This is a genomic window from Maribacter antarcticus DSM 21422, assembly GCF_000621125.1.
GTDB lineage: Bacteria > Bacteroidota > Bacteroidia > Flavobacteriales > Flavobacteriaceae > Maribacter > Maribacter antarcticus.
This window is the reverse complement of the sequence record NZ_JHZC01000004.1, coordinates 321,191-338,316: the sequence shown is the minus strand read 5'-3', so window position 1 is coordinate 338,316 and position 17,126 is coordinate 321,191. Positions and strand designations below refer to the sequence as shown.

11 protein-coding genes are annotated in these 17,126 nt (G+C 39.5%); 3 read left to right on the top strand and 8 right to left on the bottom strand.

From position 1 onward, the window contains the following. Both Q360_RS0101470 and Q360_RS27330 read right to left on the bottom strand, forming a co-directional pair. Positions 1–1,719: a GMC family oxidoreductase gene (locus tag Q360_RS0101470; RefSeq protein ID WP_027075502.1), complete on the bottom strand. Its 1,719-nt coding sequence runs from the start codon at positions 1,717–1,719 to the stop codon at positions 1–3. Between the two features lie 443 nt (positions 1,720–2,162). Continuing rightward, entirely contained in the window at positions 2,163–2,369 is a 207-nt protein-coding gene (locus Q360_RS27330; protein ID WP_169734615.1) for a transposase, read from the bottom strand. Positions 2,370–2,675: 306 nt separating this feature from the next. Between Q360_RS27330 and Q360_RS0101465 the strand changes: the two genes are divergently transcribed. Next, a complete protein-coding gene (locus tag Q360_RS0101465) occupies positions 2,676–3,833 on the top strand; it encodes a DUF4249 family protein (protein ID WP_027075501.1) in 1,158 nt (385 codons plus the stop codon). Between the two features lie 30 nt (positions 3,834–3,863). Then, entirely contained in the window at positions 3,864–6,287 is a 2,424-nt protein-coding gene (locus tag Q360_RS22000; protein ID WP_051554515.1) for a TonB-dependent receptor, read from the top strand. Between the two features lie 231 nt (positions 6,288–6,518). Here Q360_RS22000 and Q360_RS0101455 read toward each other — a convergent pair whose 3' ends face one another. After that, entirely contained in the window at positions 6,519–7,892 is a 1,374-nt protein-coding gene (locus tag Q360_RS0101455; RefSeq protein WP_027075500.1) for a sialate O-acetylesterase, read from the bottom strand. Between the two features lie 161 nt (positions 7,893–8,053). On the opposite strand from Q360_RS0101455, the gene Q360_RS0101450 reads away from it, so the two are divergent. Beyond that, the gene (locus Q360_RS0101450) at positions 8,054–9,406 is read left to right on the top strand and encodes a Gfo/Idh/MocA family protein (protein WP_156949974.1); all 1,353 of its coding nucleotides are present in this window, start codon (positions 8,054–8,056) and stop codon (positions 9,404–9,406) included. Positions 9,407–9,480: 74 nt separating this feature from the next. On the opposite strand, the gene Q360_RS24325 is transcribed toward Q360_RS0101450, so the two are convergent. The 5 genes from Q360_RS24325 to Q360_RS0101425 all read right to left on the bottom strand — a co-directional run bounded on the left by Q360_RS24325 (position 9,481) and on the right by Q360_RS0101425 (position 17,017). Next, positions 9,481–10,239, bottom strand: coding sequence for a substrate-binding domain-containing protein (locus Q360_RS24325; protein WP_084273331.1), 759 nt, complete (start codon positions 10,237–10,239; stop codon positions 9,481–9,483). A gap of 340 nt (positions 10,240–10,579) precedes the next feature. Next, on the bottom strand, positions 10,580–11,905 hold the full coding sequence (xylA, locus tag Q360_RS0101440) for a xylose isomerase (protein ID WP_027075498.1): 1,326 nt from the start codon (positions 11,903–11,905) through the stop codon (positions 10,580–10,582). A gap of 1 nt (position 11,906) precedes the next feature. Beyond that, positions 11,907–13,394 (bottom strand): xylulokinase, encoded by a 1,488-nt coding sequence (locus tag Q360_RS0101435; RefSeq protein ID WP_027075497.1) that lies wholly within the window; start codon positions 13,392–13,394, stop codon positions 11,907–11,909. A gap of 603 nt (positions 13,395–13,997) precedes the next feature. Next, on the bottom strand, positions 13,998–14,618 hold the full coding sequence (locus Q360_RS0101430) for a response regulator transcription factor (RefSeq protein WP_027075496.1): 621 nt from the start codon (positions 14,616–14,618) through the stop codon (positions 13,998–14,000). Positions 14,619–15,316: 698 nt separating this feature from the next. Beyond that, positions 15,317–17,017 (bottom strand): PorP/SprF family type IX secretion system membrane protein, encoded by a 1,701-nt coding sequence (locus Q360_RS0101425; protein WP_027075495.1) that lies wholly within the window; start codon positions 17,015–17,017, stop codon positions 15,317–15,319. Between the last annotated feature and the right edge of the window lie 109 nt (positions 17,018–17,126).

Genomic DNA, 17,126 nt, shown 5'->3' with positions numbered 1-17,126 from the left:
CTAGATATTTTGCTGTTTCAATTGTTCAATAATATAATCACTTGCTCTCCACGATAAGGCCAATATAGTCCATGTACAGTTTTTATCCGCTTGAGACACAAACGGGCCGGCATCCACTATAAATACGTTATCTACATCATGTAACCTATTGAATTTATTCGTTACAGAGGTTGTAGGGTCGTCGCCCATGCGGGTCGTTCCTACTTCATGAATAATCTCTCCGGGTGGATGTAGACCGTGATTCTTATCTGCTCCTGGTCTATTTAAATAAATACCCCCCATATTGTGCGTAATCTCTTCAAAAGAATCCTGCATATGCTTAGCCTGTCTCACTTCTACATCAGACCATCTATAGTTAAACTTAAGTACAGGTATGCCAAAATCATCAACAGTAGTCGGGTCTATTTCACAGTAATTATCTTTTACAGCTAAACCTTCACCTCTACCACCAAAACCAACAATTGCGCCGTAATATGATTTTACCTCATCACGTAGCTTTTCCCCATAGCCACCTGTGGGAAGTCCCACTAATTTATTAAAAGCACCTTGATCAAAGCCAAAGCCATAATTAGGTTGCCCCATGCCACCCCATACTTCGATATGATACCCCCTAGGGAAATCTAATTTACTATTATCTCCCCACCACGGACTATACACATGCATACCTCCAACACCATCTTCATTGTAAGAAACATCCCTATTCATAAGATCTGGAACGAAGGCCATACCACTACTACCCGTCGAATCATGTAGGTATTTACCGATGAGATTACTACTGTTTCCGAGTCCGTTAGGGTGTTGCTTGCTTTTACTATTCAAAAGGATACGTGCCGAGCTGCATGCAGATGCCGCTAAAACAACCACTTTAGCCTTTAATTTATATTCTTTTCTATCTTCCTTGCTGATATAAGAAACACCTGTAGCCCTTCCTTCTTCATTCGTTGTTACTTCCCGCACCATTGCATTCACAAATAACTTTACCTGTCCAACACTCTTTTGTGCCGGAAAAATCAAACAACTACCAGCTGAAAAATCTGCATATACAGAACAAGAACGTCCGCATTGTCCACAATAAAAACAGATACCACGGTCATTATTGATTCGTTTGGTCAACATAGAAAGTCGTCCCGGAATTACGGGAATGCCTGATTTCTTTGCCCCTTTTGTATAAAAAAGTTCATGTAATCTAGGTTTTGGTGGAGGCAAGAAAAAACCATCGGGATCATTCTCTAATCCTTCGTTGGTGCCAAAAACCCCAATCAATTTATCTACCTTATCGTAGTACGGTTTTACATCATCATATCCTATCGGCCAATCTTCGCCATGGCCATCTCTTGTTTTACCTTTGAAATCTTTTGGGCCAAAACGTAAGGAAATACGACCCCAGTGATTGGTTCGGCCGCCTAACATTCTGGAGCGCCACCACTTAAAAGTGGTTCCCGCTTCCACAGTATAGGGCTCTCCTTTAACTTCCCAGTCGCCATAGGACATATCCCACTCTCCAAAAGCCCTATCAGTTCCCGCTCCCCTTCTTGGAGAGTCATAAGGCTGTTTCATCTGAGTCATGGTTTTAGGGTCTGCTGGGTCAAAAAATGGACCCGCTTCAACTACAGCAACATTTAATCCGGCATCTGCCAACTGTTTGGTGGCCATACCACCACCGGCACCAGAGCCGACAATTATAACATCAAAAACTTCCGAAGATTCTTTTATTTGCATGAAAAATATTTTTTTCTACAAGTTAATACTTTAACTCAAAATAAAACCTACTTTTTATACCAACGACCAACGAATTAGTGCTCAGTTACACAAAAAGCATAGAAAGTAACAAAATAGTACTAACATCATACCAACCTTCGTCCGAACAAAACAATGCAAATAATCCTCATACCAAGCACACGAGGCATTATTAGAATCGTTTCAAGTGATTAGTTTTATACAAAATCTCAAATTCTTCCTTTTTGCTTTGGTTTTTGACATATGGAGCAATCGCCTTTTTATTACTATGCCGACCAACCGTATTGATATAATAATCCATATCCCATAAGGCTCCACAAAAAATCGCTGTCTTGCTCCCCCCCTAGAGCTTGTGCAAATATCTCCCTTGGAGTAATACTTTTTAAAGTACGCGCTATTTTAGTTGGACTTTAGGTGGAAGCGCTCTAAAGAAGAAAATGAATATAATCTAGATCATACCCGATTTCTAAAAAATGAATATCATAACTATCCTCAATATCCAAGCAGGCCCTTTTTAAAATCCTATCAACTTTTGGACTCAAGACAAAACGCCGGTGTTTTGTTACACAAACCACATGGTAGAGAAAAAGAGAGACCTTATGGCTTTTATATTGGTGGATACTTGAGCTCACGATTAGAATGCTGTTTTTTCTCGTGCAAGACCAGCATCGGCGTATTAGAGCCTGTTAGAATAAGAGATGTAGCACTGTAGCTTTGTATCGATTTAATTATTTTAAGGCCCTCTTACACTAAAAGTTCTTAGGTCACATATCAAGCAAGGCTCGTGTTCGAAAGTCTACTTTCTTGTCTTCAGGGTTATATTCATAATTATAAAACAAAAATTCTTATATTTAAGTGAATTTAGCTTTGGCCATATAAAGTTTAAACCTATTTAATTCTAAACACCGACTAACAAAATATGTAATTTTTCAAAAACAATGGTTACATATCTTATTGATAAATCAAAAATATTTACAACCACTTTATACGGATTATTACTTTCTGTATCCTGCATCGACCCCGTTCCACCTGAGTTTCAATTTATTGATGAACTAATAATCATAGAAGGGTTTGCATCCTCCGCGCCTAGTGCTTCTTCCGTGGTCATAAATCGCACCAGTGCCGAATTTGGAATCTATAGGAATCTTTTTCAAGAAGGAGCCCAAGTGACCTTCGAAAATCTGGATTCTGGTGAAATAGTCGACCTACAGGAACAAAGCGATGTGTATGTTCCTCCAACTGATTTCTTAGTTACTCCCGGGTCTACATGGCAGTTAAACGTAGTCCTGTCGGATGGAACCCGATACCAGTCCCTTCCTGAAAAAGTGATTCCATCGGTTCTAATTTCAGATATTTCTGCAACGTTTGAAAAAGATTTACTATTTAGGGAGGATTCAGGAAAGTTCGTTCCTGGCCATGCTATAGCTGTAAGCTTCGATGAGCCCGCAGAAGACAAAAATTACTATCTCTGGCGTTTTCGTTCCTTTGAGAATTTAATTTTATGTAAAATATGTGACAATGGTATTTTCAGAAATGGAGAATGTCAATCTAATCCAGCTCCTGAACCGGGAATTTCCCCTAGAGCCGCATATTATACGTATGGCTGCGAAACAGGATGCTGGACTATCCGTTCCAACGAGTCTGTCGAAATTTTAGACGACGAATTCATAAATGGATTTTCTGTTAATGATTATCCTGCCGCAAAAGTCCCATTATATACCAATGAAAATATTCTAGTTTCCTTGGAACAGGTTTCTTTATCTTTCGATGCCTATCAATATTACCGAAGGTTGAAGGATATTGTTGACAATAATGGGAATTTTGATGCCCCTCCACCTGCCGCTGTAATCGGTAATTTATTCAACCCAAGCGATGACAACGAAATAGTTTTAGGGCGATTCACGGCCGCATCCAATTCAAACGCAACCATTTTTATCGAACGAACGGACATCTTGGAAGATGAAATCGACCCATTGCCACAGTTTAGTTTTGAAACTACTCCTCCAATTCCGCTTCTAGAAATTATATCTTCCGCGCCATGCATTGAAAGTAGATTTAGGACCGGTTTTGAACCCATTGGTTGGATAGATAATTAGAATATAAAATTTGAGAATACCCATATTTAGATGGAAAACATTGTTACGAAAAAAGGGCTACATTACATTTGTTTTACCATGTTTTTGGTCATGGGTATGGCAAATTCACAAACCAAAAAACTCTCTGTCAACATAATTGAAAGGACAACCGGACAGCCCTTGCAAAACACGGAAGTCGCTATCTCGCCCTGTCAGTGCGGTGGCCTATCTAATAATCAAGGTGGCTTTTCAATCACCCTTCCTGAGGACAACTATCAAATAACCATTACCTACATCGGTTATAGAACGGAATTCCGCGAAGTTGTACTCGATAAAGATGTTTTCCTTGAGGTAGCCTTGACGGAAAAACAAGAGGAACTTTCCGAAGTAATCGTAAGAGCGAAGCAGCGAAATGAAAACTTGGTAGTACCCCAAATGGGCGTGGTAAGTCTAACAGAAAGAGAATTGAAAATGATTCCTACGGCCGTAGGCGAATATGATGTATTACGCGCCATGACGCTTCTCCCAGGTGTGAACAACGCCGGAGAGATAAGTAACGGCCTATCCATTCGTGGGGGATCACTAGACCAAAATCTTATCCTCTACGATTATGCCCCTGTTTTTAATCCAACCCATCTGTTCGGGCTTTTTTCCGTCTTTACGCCAGATGCCATATCCGCTTCAGAGCTATATCGGGCGAACATACCCTCACGCTATGGCGGTAGATCTACCTCCGTGCTCGATATCAAGGTCAAAAATCCCTATGTGGATAAATTCAAGCTCACTGGGGGAATTGGCCTCGTATCTAGCCGCCTCAATATCGAGACTCCTTTGATAAAGGATAAACTCATGCTTCTTGCAGGCGTCCGAGTGGGGGTCAGCGATTTCCTCCTTCCAATCTTTGCGGAAAGGTTGAAAAACACAAAGGCCAGATTTTACGATAGCACTGTAAAACTCCTCTACCTCCCTACAGAGAATGATCAGATTACTTTCACGGGGTTCTACTCCAAAGATTTTTACCAACTGGATCTGGTCACCTCGATACAAAATATTAACGCGGAGAATAACCAATATGATTTCAGTACCTTGAACGGTACGTTAAATTGGTCGCATGCCTTTGAGGACAACTCGAACTTGAAGGCGATAGTCGTCGCCAGTGCTTATACCCCAAAGATTATTTTCCCTGAGCAGGACAGCGATAACGAGGTAACCTACCAATCAAAAATCAACTACCTGAGTTTTATTTCGGAATATTCAAAAGAAACTAGCGAAAACTTGGATTATTATACAGGGGCGCAGGCCAATCGATATACCATAAATCCGGGGCAATTAGATCCCGGTTCGGCCACCAACGTATTGCCTGTATTCCTAAACAAAGAAACTAGCTATGAATTTTCTGGTTATGGCAATGTCAATTGGACACCTTTAAAAAATCTTACACTTTCGGGAGGTCTTCGCTTTAACCATTTTGTATTGGTAGGGCCATTTACGCAGAACGTGTTCGACGACTTTAGCGGTGAACTGTTGGCAACCACCGATTTTGAAAAAGGTGCAGGCGTAAAGACCTACAACAATCTGGAGCCAAGGTTGGGTCTTAACCTACAACTAGGGGAAATAATTTCTATGAAAGCAAGTTATGCTCGGCTAAACCAATATCTCCAGAATATCTATAACAGTACTACTCCGGTGCCCACTTCGAGATGGAAAACGTCGGGCCCAGGCATACTACCTCAAGTAAGCGACAGTTACGGTATCGGGCTCTACAAAAACTTCATGAACAACAAAATCGAAGTGTCGTTGGAAGGATACTATAGGAATGTGGCGAACACATTGACCTACAAACCCGGAGCGGATTTCTTTCTGGGGGAGACGATAGGGCGTGATGTGGTTCAGGGCGAGGGAAAAGCTTACGGAGTAGAGCTCAGTCTAAAAAAATCTACAGGGAACATCAACGGATGGCTTAATTACACATGGTCCAGAAGCCTGCTGCGTTCTCAAATTGAAAAGATTGGCGATCGAATCAATAATAACGAATGGTACAATTCCGACTTCGATAGGCCACATGTGTTTAACGGAACGATAAATTTCGAATCGGACACCTATAATACATGGAGTTTCAATTTCACGGCCCAAACGGGTAGACCCTATACAGCTGCCAACGGAATAGTAACAGTCGAAGGAATACAAACCCCATTGTTTCTAGAGCGGAACAATGCACGTTTGCCCACGTACCACCGACTAGATTTTTCTTGGAATGTGAAAGGTGTGAAAAGGAAATCACAAAGATGGCAGGGGGATTGGACGTTCACCGTTTATAATCTCTACGGCAGAAGAAATCCCTACAGTATTTATTATACACAACGCAACGGCGGTGAAAATGGAGAAGTATTCGGAAACAGCCCACTAGGTGCCTTTGAACTTTCTATATTGAATAGCCCACTATTATCACTATCGTATAACTTTGTTTTTCAATAGACCTTATACAAGTTCTATTAAGCCCGTTTTCAGTTATCTGCAATATGGGAGAAGGTTCAGGTCGTAACAGATGTGCTAACACGTCGTAAAAACAATAAATTAGACCAAAAACAAACACCTAAAATAAGAGTACCTATAAAATATCTAAACCATAAAACTTAAACCGAAAAAAGTCGTACGTCTTTTGTCTTTTTAATGGTATCCAATGCGCTATTATAGTGAAGCAATATATCAATTACTTTTAAATGTAGAGGCAGGTAATTGGGCAGCATTGAATAAATTTGGTATCGCAATATTATCCCATGCATATCTAACGGATATAGGTACATCTACATCTTTAGTTCTTAATACAACGCCGCCGTTCTTAATTTTTGCTTTTGCGGTATGATATATCCCATCGGCTCCGGCAACCTCAAAAAACGTATCATTTTTATCCTTTAGATAGAGTCCGTCCGCATGGTCAAAATAAACCATAAGCTCCTTATTTTTGATTTCGATATTCTTGTACAAAGGACCATGAACTTCAACATCCAACACTTTAAAATGTTCTTTCAACGCTATGTTCCCCAAACGGAGTCCTACGTCTTGTTTGTTCTGTGGATGTATATCGTCTGTAGTGCAAATATCACTCGTAACGACCATACCCGTGTTTTTAAGGGATAGCGATTGCCTTTGTTGATCGCGTACCACTGCTCCCTCAAAAAGTTTACCATAGGTGTAAGGGGCGATTTGTACATAGTAAAAAGGGAAATCTGTGTTCCATTCCTTGCGCCAAGAAGTAATCATTTTGGTAAATAGCTCCTTATAATTTTCGCCATTTGCGGTATTAGATTCTCCTTGATACCATAAAACACCAGAGATATTAAAGGTAGTGATAGGCGCAATCATAGCATTGTATAAGGTAGAACGCTCCGTCGGAACCCATGGGTTCTGTTGAATTAATTTGTGGGATTCCAATAGCCCCTGATTTTCTTCAAATACGTACGCTGGTGTCCAAACTTCTGCGCATGAAGCACCCCAAGAGGCATCAATCAATCCTATTGGAATATTCAATTCCTGGTGAACCCTTCTAGCAAAGAAATAGGCAACTGCACTAAAGTTCGCCATTGTATTTGGTGTGCTGACTTCCCAGCTCCCCGATACATCATCTTGTGGCGTAGCCGAAGTCCTTTTATCGACCGTAAAAAACCGAATATTAGGGTTATCTGCGTTTTTTATCTCTTCTTTCTTATTATCTATTCCACTATTGGCACTCCACTCCATATTGGATTGTCCCGAACATAGCCAAACTTCACCGATAAGCACGTTTTTCAGCACAATGCTATTGCCCTTACCAGTAAAGGCTATTTCGTAGGGACCACCGGCTTGCGGAGTAGTTACTTTTACCCTCCACTTTGCATTGATTCCGGTTTTGACTTCTACCGTTTTCCCATCCCAACTTGTACCTATGGTAAACGTTTCGCCTGGAGCAGCCCATCCATATAAATAGACTTCCGATACCCTTTGGAGTACCATATCGCTACCAAAAATTTGAGGTAATGAAATATCAGCATAGGAGAATTGAGTAAAACTAAAAATAGATAAAAGGAATAGTTTGATTTTCATAGAACAAGCATTGGAATTCGCTCCTAAATATAACCATTTAAGTAATATCCCTTTCTGCTACCATGAAAATGAATCATTTTATCAACCAAAAATCATTGCGTACCTTAAGTGCTTAATTAGAATGTTTTTCTAAGTATGGCGTACGATATATAGAAGCAATAATGAACCGAAGATATTTTATAAAAGGTACCTCAGCGTCAATAGTATTATCCTCTTTTGGCAGCTATGGTTTTGAATATTTTAAAAATGAAAAACCTAAACGGGTTGGACTCATTGGTGCCGGATGGTACGGTAAAAGTGACCTTTTTAAACTCATACAAGTGGCAAATGTGGACGTTATTGCCATCTGTGATGTTGACCAAAATCATTTGGCAACAGCAGCTGAATTGGTAGCGCAACGACAAAAATCTGGCAAAAAACCCAAGCTATATACTGATTACAGAAAAATGCTGGAAACGAACAATTTGGATATTGTGCTCATCGGGTCTCCAGACCATTGGCATGCCCTCCAATGTATTAGTGCCCTAAAATCAGGCGCCCATGTATATGTACAAAAACCTACGAGTGTAGATGTGATGGAAGGCGAAGCCATGGTCGCGGCAGCCCGAAAATACGACCGCGTGGTGCAAGTGGGTACGCAACGTAAAAGTACACCGCATTTGATTGATGTAAAAAAGGAAATCGTAGACGTGGGCCTACTGGGTAACATTGCACATGTAGAAATGTGTTGCTACTACCACATGCGTGCAGACGGCAACCCGCCCGAACAACCAGTCCCAGACTTTCTAGATTACGATATGTGGACCGGCCCGGCTCCTTTACGACCCTATGACGGAATTCCACACAAAAGATGGTGGCGGACCTTTAGGGAATATGGTAACGGTATGATGGGCGATATGGGCGTGCACATGCTAGATACCGTACGGTGGATGCTAGATTTGGGCTGGCCAGAGCGTATTAGCTCCCAAGGGGGTATTTATGTCCAGAAAGGCGGTAAATCCAACACTCCGGATACCCAGTCGGCCGTTTTTGAATATCCTGAACTCAATTGTATATGGCAGCACCGATCTTGGGGTAGTCCTGTGGATGAAGAATATCCGTGGGCTTTTATAATTTATGGTGATAAAGGAGTTTTAAAAGGAAGTCCCATGCAAGCCGATTTTATGCCTAACGGAACCGGAACACCTATACATTTTGATGTCGTATACGAAAAGGAAAAATATCCCGAAGATCTTATTGAAAAAGACAACGAACTGCATGCGGCGCCTGCTAACCGTGGACATATGATTGATTTCCTTGATGCCATACAAAACAATTCCCGGCCTATTGCTGATATTGAAGAGGGGCATATTTCCTCAGCGAGCTGTATTTTGGCGAATTTGTCTATGGATTTAGGGCGTCCGCTGGTTTATGACCCAAAAACTAGAACGGTCGTTGATGATGAAGAAGCAACACAGCTATTGACTCGGGAGTACAGAACACCTTGGATACATCCACACCCAGATAGGATTTAGGATAACGCTTTTGTTGATTTTCGAACTACAAGACTTGTTTTTACAACTTTGGTCTCAAATTTAGACTGAATCTCCTAAGGGGTTTCTATTCGTTTGATTAATTGTTTTGCGGCGGACTCTCCAATATATTTTCCATGTTGACTAACCATTGTTAACCTTGGAGTTACAACTTCTGACAACTGGTCGTTAGTAAAGCCGATAATCGATATAGCATCGGGCACACGATACCCACGTGTTTTTACAATCTGGAGTACTTTAACTGCCGTGATTTCGTCTAAGACCAATATTGCATCTATGGATGCGTGATTTAATAATAAGGACATGAGTATATCTAAATCGTCGCTCTTACCTAAGTTTACAACTAAATTTTTATCAAAAGGGAGGTTCTTTTCTCCGAGTGCTTTATTATAGCCTTCAAATCTTAGTTTTCCCACGCTGGACTTAGAAATAGGAGAAATCAAAGCGATGGTGCTACAACCGGTACCCAAGAAATACTTAGTAGCTTTGTAACCAGCCTCAAAATCGTCTACTACTATTTTATCGCATGCAACAAGTTCGGACACGCGATCGAACAAAACTATAGGAATATAATTGTCTACAATATCGATTAAAGCTTCTACCCGCTGTTTTTCTTGAGTCTCCTGGGAAAGGGAAACTATGAGCCCGTCTACAGCACCGGAATCTAAGAACTCTAAAGTCTTGGACTCCTTTTCAAAAGACTCGTCACTAATACAGCTAATAATATTATAGCCTTTCTCGTTCGCTACTTTCTCAATTCCATAGAGTACTTGTACGAAAAAATAGTTAAGTATATTAGGTACAATTACCCCTATGGTTTTATTGCTTTTATTTAATAGGTTTTATGCGAGTCTATTAGGCTTATAGTGTTTTTCCTTGGCGTATTGCTGAATTTTTTCTTTTCACGCCGCACTTATCTCCTGACTCCCATTGATTGCTTTTGAAGCCGTAGAAATAGAATCTGAAAAATGAGCAGCAATATCCTTTAGGGTGGCTTTTTTCATAAAGCACTATATTACTACTATTTAATTTAGTTTTTTTTAAGGAGGCCATCAAAATTGATAGGGCCTTCAATTTGAATTCATGTAAAAAGAATAGAGCTAAAGGATTTGTCTAAAACTGAAACCCTTCGCCAACTACATAAAAAAAGATATATTATATATACTGATTCACGATATTCTCAAACAACTCCTGCTTACCACTTTGTAGCTCCAATTCGCCATTTGCTGAAGCAATGTCGTACAGCTCCTTCAGGTCCAGTTTTCCTTCCTCAAAAGCCTTTCCCTTTCCAGAATCAAAAGAACTGTATCGTTTTTCCCTGAGGCTGGTATATGCGGAAGATGAAATGATTTTATCCGCTGTTAGCAAGCCTCTGGCAAAATTATCCGCTCCACCTATGTGCGCATGGAACACATCATCCAAGTCAGTTGAATTCCTACGTATTTTAGCGTCAAAATTAACACCCCCACCTTGCAGTCCGCCAGCTTCCAAGAAAACCAGCATGGCTTCGGTGGTTTCTAGAATATTGTTGGGGAACTGATCGGTATCCCATCCGTTTTGGTAATCGCCCCGATTGGCATCCAAGCTCCCTAACATTCCTGCTTTTCCGGCAACCGCAATTTCGTGTTGAAAAGTGTGTTGCGCCAATGTTGCATGGTTTACTTCTATATTAATTTTAAAATCTTTGTCTAGCCCGTACTCCTTTAAAAAACCAATAGCAGTAGCGGTATCAAAATCATACTGATGCTTACTTGGCTCCATCGGTTTGGGCTCTATAAAGAAATTTCCTTTGAATCCCTGCGCTCTAGCATAATCCCTAGCCATGTTTAAGAATTGACCCATATGGTCTAGCTCCCTACCCATATCGGTATTCAAAAGGGACATGTACCCTTCGCGTCCGCCCCAAAAAACGTAATTCTCGCCATCTAAGGCAATGGTAGCATCCAAGGCCAGTTTTATCTGTCCTCCAGCTCTTGCTACCACATTAAAATCAGGGTTGGTAGCAGCACCGTTCATATACCTAGGATTGGAAAAACAATTGGCCGTTCCCCAAAGTAATTTAATGCCAGAAGCGGTTTTCTTTTCTTTGATATAATCCGTAATAGTGGCCAAACGCTTTTCAGATTCTGCAAAGGTCGCCCCCTCCTGAATCAAGTCAAAATCATGAAAACAGAAGTAATCAAAACCCATTTTACTTATAAATTCAAAAGCAGCATCCGCTTTATCTTTTGCCGCTTGAATAGGGTCTGATGATTTGTCCCATTCAAAACTTTGAGTTCCAGGACCAAAAGGGTCAGAACCTTGTCCGCAGAAGGTATGCCAATACGCTATTGCGAATTTAAAATGATCGCGCATGGTCTTCCCTCCAACAACTTGCTCCGGATTGTAATATTTAAAGGCCAACGGGTTGTCAGATTCTTTTCCCTCAAACTTAATTTCTCCAATACCTTTGAAGTATTCCTTATCTCCTAATACTGCCATCTTATGTTGTTTTTAATAGTATTTCTAATTCCTTTTTCCATGTTTCATATGCCTGTAAGTATGCTTCCTTGTCTTTGGAAGGCCTATAGGTCATCACATAATCATTTTCCATAATTCGCTTACCGAAAACCTCAAAATCTCCTTTATGGAGGTCTGCCGCCCTTGCTGCTCCAATGGCTCCTGTTGTATTATATATTTCTATGTCGTGCGAAATTAGCGTAGCCACCGTATTTGAAAATATTTCTGAACGGAAGAGGTTGTCGTTCCCCGCTCGTAGTACATTTACAATACTACCATCCGACTTTAAAATTTCCATTCCATAGACAAAAGAAAAAGCGATGCCCTCCAAAGCGGCCCTGCACAAGTGTGCTTTTGTGTGATTGTTCAAATTGATATTGACCATTCTCGTGCCAATATCTTTATTATTTAACATGCGCTCGGCTCCGTTACCCAAAGGAATAACGCAAACGCCATCGGAACCAACCGAAACGGATGCCGCCAAATCGTTCATTTCTTCATAGGAGGTTACGTCCAAGTTGTTAAGTAACCACCTGTACTGAATCCCGGCCCCATTGATACAGAGTAATTTTCCAATTCGAAGCTTTTTACCAGACTGATAATTGACATGGGCGAAATTATTTATTCTAGCATATTCCTTTACGGAAAGGCTATCCGTTACTGCATAAATAACACCCGATGTGCCCCCTGTAGCAGCAACTTCACCAGGGTTAAATACATTGAGCGATAAGGCATTATTGGGTTGATCGCCAGCCCTGTACAAAATAGGAGTTCCCGTTTGCAATCCACTCTCAGAGGCTCCTTGTTCGTTCACAGTACTTTGTTCCGAAAAAGTGGGCACAATGTCCGGCACCTTACTATCATCAAAGCCATAGTGGTGCATCAGTACCTCAGCAATAGCATCTTCCTTAAAATCCCAAAATATACCTTCAGACAATCCTGATACTGTTGTATTTATAGTCCCTGATAATCGGTATGCGATGTAATCCCCTGGTAGCATAAATTTGTATATCCGCTCATAAATTTCTGGCTCGTTTTCCTTTACCCATTTTAGCTTGGATGCTGTAAAGTTAGCAGGGGAGTTGAGCAAATGTTTGGTACATTTATCTTCTCCAATAGCCTCAAAAGCCTGTTCTCCAATTTCTACTGCCCGACTATCGCACCAGATAATAGAATTTCGCAACACAATTCCATCGTCATCCACTAAGACCAAACCATGCATTTGATAGGAAATACCAATACCACTAATATCAGTATCGGCAAGATTATTTTCGGATTTAATTCTCAAAATTCCAGCGCAAACATGCCTCCACCAATCTTCAGGATCTTGTTCTGCCCAGCCATTTTTCAGCGCCAACATAGACATTTCGGTTTTCGGTTCTTGTACTACACCTAAACTCTTTCCCGTTTCTGCATGAACTAAAGCTACCTTAATCGAAGAACTTCCTATATCCAAACCTAAATAATACATGTACGTATTTTAACTATTTACCAAAAAAAATTCAATTTTTTAAAAATAGCTTAAAAGGACTGTACCTGAAACAATAAGCATCGTATTTCTAGGAAATTAATTTAAAAAAATCATTTTAATATATATAAAATACTATTTATCAATTCTTTATATATTTTTCTTATGTAAAAAGCTTCACCGAAAAGGCTTTCGTACAAAAGAGGAGGAAAGCATGAGTTCATACATAGTTTCTGAAGTACTTACTAGAAAGGAAAGGAACTCAAGCAAAAGGACACCTGTATTATCAACGCATCAACTCGCTCATTTTGCTATCGCAGCGCCGCCATATAAAAATCGAGACTCATTCTAAAAAAAAATAAATTAAATAAAATTATTGATAATACTAACAGATTCTCCTCTAAAAAGAGGCCGACACAACAATAATTATCGGTGAACTTGAACCTTGTGTGAGAGGTAAAATACGAGCCTTAATTCAAACACTGCACACAAAATCTATACCTCCCATGCAACTGCATCATCTCGACCACTACGAACCTAGGGTCCACTGCTTAGGAGGAAAACTCTAAGTCTGAAAATTATAAAAGCAAGCGCACAACATCCTCGCTACATTCTTTCCAACTTCGTCAGCGCCTCGGATTTAGAGTTCACATCCAATTTAAAATAGATATTCTGAATATGAAAATTAACGGTACTGGTGGTTACAAACAACTTGTTGGCAATTACTTTGTAGGTTGCTCCATTGAATAAGTAGTCTACAATCTGATTCTCTCGTTCTGAAAAGAAATTAAAGGATTTTTTATGAAAGTTAGCCACTACCTGTTTAACGATATCATTACTCATTGCTGCTCCTTCCCGTTTTATACTGGTAAGCGCATGATCTAGCTTATCAGCACTCATAGGTTTGGTAAGATACCCATTGGCACCTTGTTTAAATGCCTTTTTAATAATATTAAAATCATTGAGCGTACTTATCATTATGATTTGAACATTCTTGTCTTTTTTTCGAAACATGCGGATGGCATCTATCCCATTTATTCCTTTTAAGCCTACCTCTGAAAAAATAATATCAGGCTTTATATTTTTAAAGTCTTTTAGAGCTTTCTGCACATCTGTGTAGGTTCCTGCTAACACATAGTCAGTAAACCCATCTAAATAACCTTGGTAAGCCTTACTTAAAACTTCATTTTTTTCTATGACGATAATCTTTAATTTTTGAGTTTTCATAATACAGGGGTAGTATGCAGCCCATTCACATTGAATACGACGGCAATGGTTAGTAGTATATTAAGTTCAGGTAGTTATAATTATTTTTCAAGAGAATAGCAGCTATACGGACCTATCAGACACATCAGAATTTAGAACCTGACATCCTCCAATAGACCTTTCTCAGTGTTTATAAAACCACCTTAACTGGAACAAACCCAATAATTAGATTGTATGTTCAATAATTAACTAAAATCAAGAAAAAGTATCCTTATCCGAGCCGTATTTTAGTGCCTGGACAGTATAGGAAGACGTACGCACTTAAAACAGATTTCTGTTTATTTATCACATTGGGAAGTGCAACTTTAAACAGGTAAATTCCTGTGCTTTTTTGAATGAAGAGGGATAAGTAAAAATTTCGCATACTCTGGGGGGATTTGGGATTAACATTAATTTCTTAAGCTTATTTGACAATTTAAATATAAATAATAACAAAATATCTTAGTTGTATTTGTAGCTATTTTCGTTTAAATACACCAATCCCTAACCTTTCATCGGTAAACATACCCTAAACGGCTCTTTTTTATTAGCAAAAGTACACGTCATTCCAAAAAAAAGGAGGTTCTGGCTATCCCCCCGGATACCTTCCCTCCTCTTATTGACGATTCACTAAAACATATAAATAATAATCAACCAAATACATTCTTATTCACCTTATACTAATCTTCCCTGCTATAATACGCCTCATCATCTTCATATACATTGGACGCTGTCGCTGTAGAGCGATCCACCTGCATAATCCATTTTTCATCAGTATACTTTCCTCCCAGATTGGAAATAGACGCACTTTGCGCTTGTTGCTTGGCATCATAGTCAGCCAAATACACATAATACAACCCATTTTCTTTATTATAAAATTGTTTAGGCTGCAATCCCTTTTTCTCTAAACTCTTCACAAAGGCATTTAAGTACTTTTTATTCTTATATACGTTGGCTATTACATAATACCCAGATTTAACCCCAATAGCATCAGCATCACCCAATACCTTTACCGGCAATTCTGAATATTCACTTGTAGTAAAGTCACGGTATTTGTTTTCTCTATCATCAGCAACGTTAGTACTGGCAAAATAACTGTGCTCTTCTGTGCTAAAATCATGTAGGCTAGATTTTATATTGTCTTTGATATCAGTACGCAAAAGCCGCACAATGGTTTCAAATCGCTCTTCAAAAGCTGAAATGCGAGAAGCTTCTATAGAATCTTGCCGTATCATAAGCTCATCTAGAATAAGCTTATTCTGGTAAGCCAAGGTGTTTTCGTCCGTTGTCCCTTCAGCTATTTTCTCGTTAAACTTGGCTTTCTTTTCCTCCTTATTTTTTTCTACCAACAAATCGGATATTTGCTCTTCATAGTTACGCACAATACGTTCTATTTTAGCATCATTAGAACTGTCTACATAACTATTAGCCATACTGTTATCATCTTTAAAGGTATAGGCCAAAGACAACTCGTGGTTCCACCCTAAATTGGCTTCTTGCTGCGAGAGATCCTTTTCCATTAGATACCCAAGAGACATCGTTTTACTCAAATTAAAACCCACTCCGGCAGACATTCCATATTCTTGGTCTATAGTGGTCTGCAACCAACCATAACTTGGCAAATCCAAAACTAAAGAACCTAGGTAATATAAACTCCCGTCCAGATTCTGACCTACTTGTGTTAAAGGCATTAATCTAGCGTTATGGAAAAGTCCTCTTCCCGCTTTAAACTCGTGAGTATATTGCACGGATGCCTTCACACTTTTTAGAGATAAATTTGTAATAAACAAATCTGTAGTCTGATTGTAACGAAATAAGTCTTCAGCATAAAGTCCAAAATCAAAATTTCCTAGAGATAGATTAATACCAGGCTGTATGGCAATTTTACTTTCCTTACGAGCATCTGAAATTGCAGGGTCTTGTCCCGATATTACTACCCTGTTTTTATCCACACCTTTATTCACATACGTGATATTGGTGCCAAATGCAAGCTTGCTATTTGCACCTAAGTTTACCGAGGTGGCATAATTCGCATTAAAACCAAACTCCTGTATTACACCAGACGATTGACTATACACCCCGATACCTAAGGCGGTATGGTCATTTAGCTTATTACTAAAGCCTAAAAAGTAATTCTGACTGTTATCATCGAACGTAGCGTATTGGTTTCTGTGTAGAATATTTAAATAGGATTTATTCTCCCGCACCAAAGAAAAGGTAGGGTTAATAAGAAATCGATTAAAAAAAACTTGATTATGGTATGCCCCAGAGGTAGCGACCTCCGTTTTGGTCTCTTGACCATGTACCGATAAGCTTCCTACTAGTGAAGCCAGAATTAAAAAAAGAGCTATTCTTAGGGCAATTTTATTTGTAAAGTCCATTTGAATATTTTTTATGTTTTAAGTGAAATGATGTCTTACAAAAGTTCATATCCTCCTAAATAGGAAATAAGAACTGCTGCCACGGGTTCAATTACGTACGCATTGTAAA

Excerpts from the sequence above, each read along its gene's own strand:
- Q360_RS0101470 (WP_027075502.1), bottom strand. The coding sequence starts at position 1,719 with ATGCAAATAAAAGAATCTTCGGAAGTTTTTGATGTTATAATTGTCGGC.
- Q360_RS0101465 (WP_027075501.1), top strand. The coding sequence starts at position 2,676 with ATGGTTACATATCTTATTGATAAATCAAAAATATTTACAACCACTTTA.
- Q360_RS22000 (WP_051554515.1), top strand. The coding sequence starts at position 3,864 with ATGGAAAACATTGTTACGAAAAAAGGGCTACATTACATTTGTTTTACC.
- Q360_RS0101455 (WP_027075500.1), bottom strand. The coding sequence starts at position 7,892 with ATGAAAATCAAACTATTCCTTTTATCTATTTTTAGTTTTACTCAATTC.
- Q360_RS0101450 (WP_156949974.1), top strand. The coding sequence starts at position 8,054 with ATGAACCGAAGATATTTTATAAAAGGTACCTCAGCGTCAATAGTATTA.
- xylA (WP_027075498.1), bottom strand. The coding sequence starts at position 11,905 with ATGGCAGTATTAGGAGATAAGGAATACTTCAAAGGTATTGGAGAAATT.
- Q360_RS0101435 (WP_027075497.1), bottom strand. The coding sequence starts at position 13,394 with ATGTATTATTTAGGTTTGGATATAGGAAGTTCTTCGATTAAGGTAGCT.
- Q360_RS0101430 (WP_027075496.1), bottom strand. The coding sequence starts at position 14,618 with ATGAAAACTCAAAAATTAAAGATTATCGTCATAGAAAAAAATGAAGTT.
- Q360_RS0101425 (WP_027075495.1), bottom strand. The coding sequence starts at position 17,017 with ATGGACTTTACAAATAAAATTGCCCTAAGAATAGCTCTTTTTTTAATT.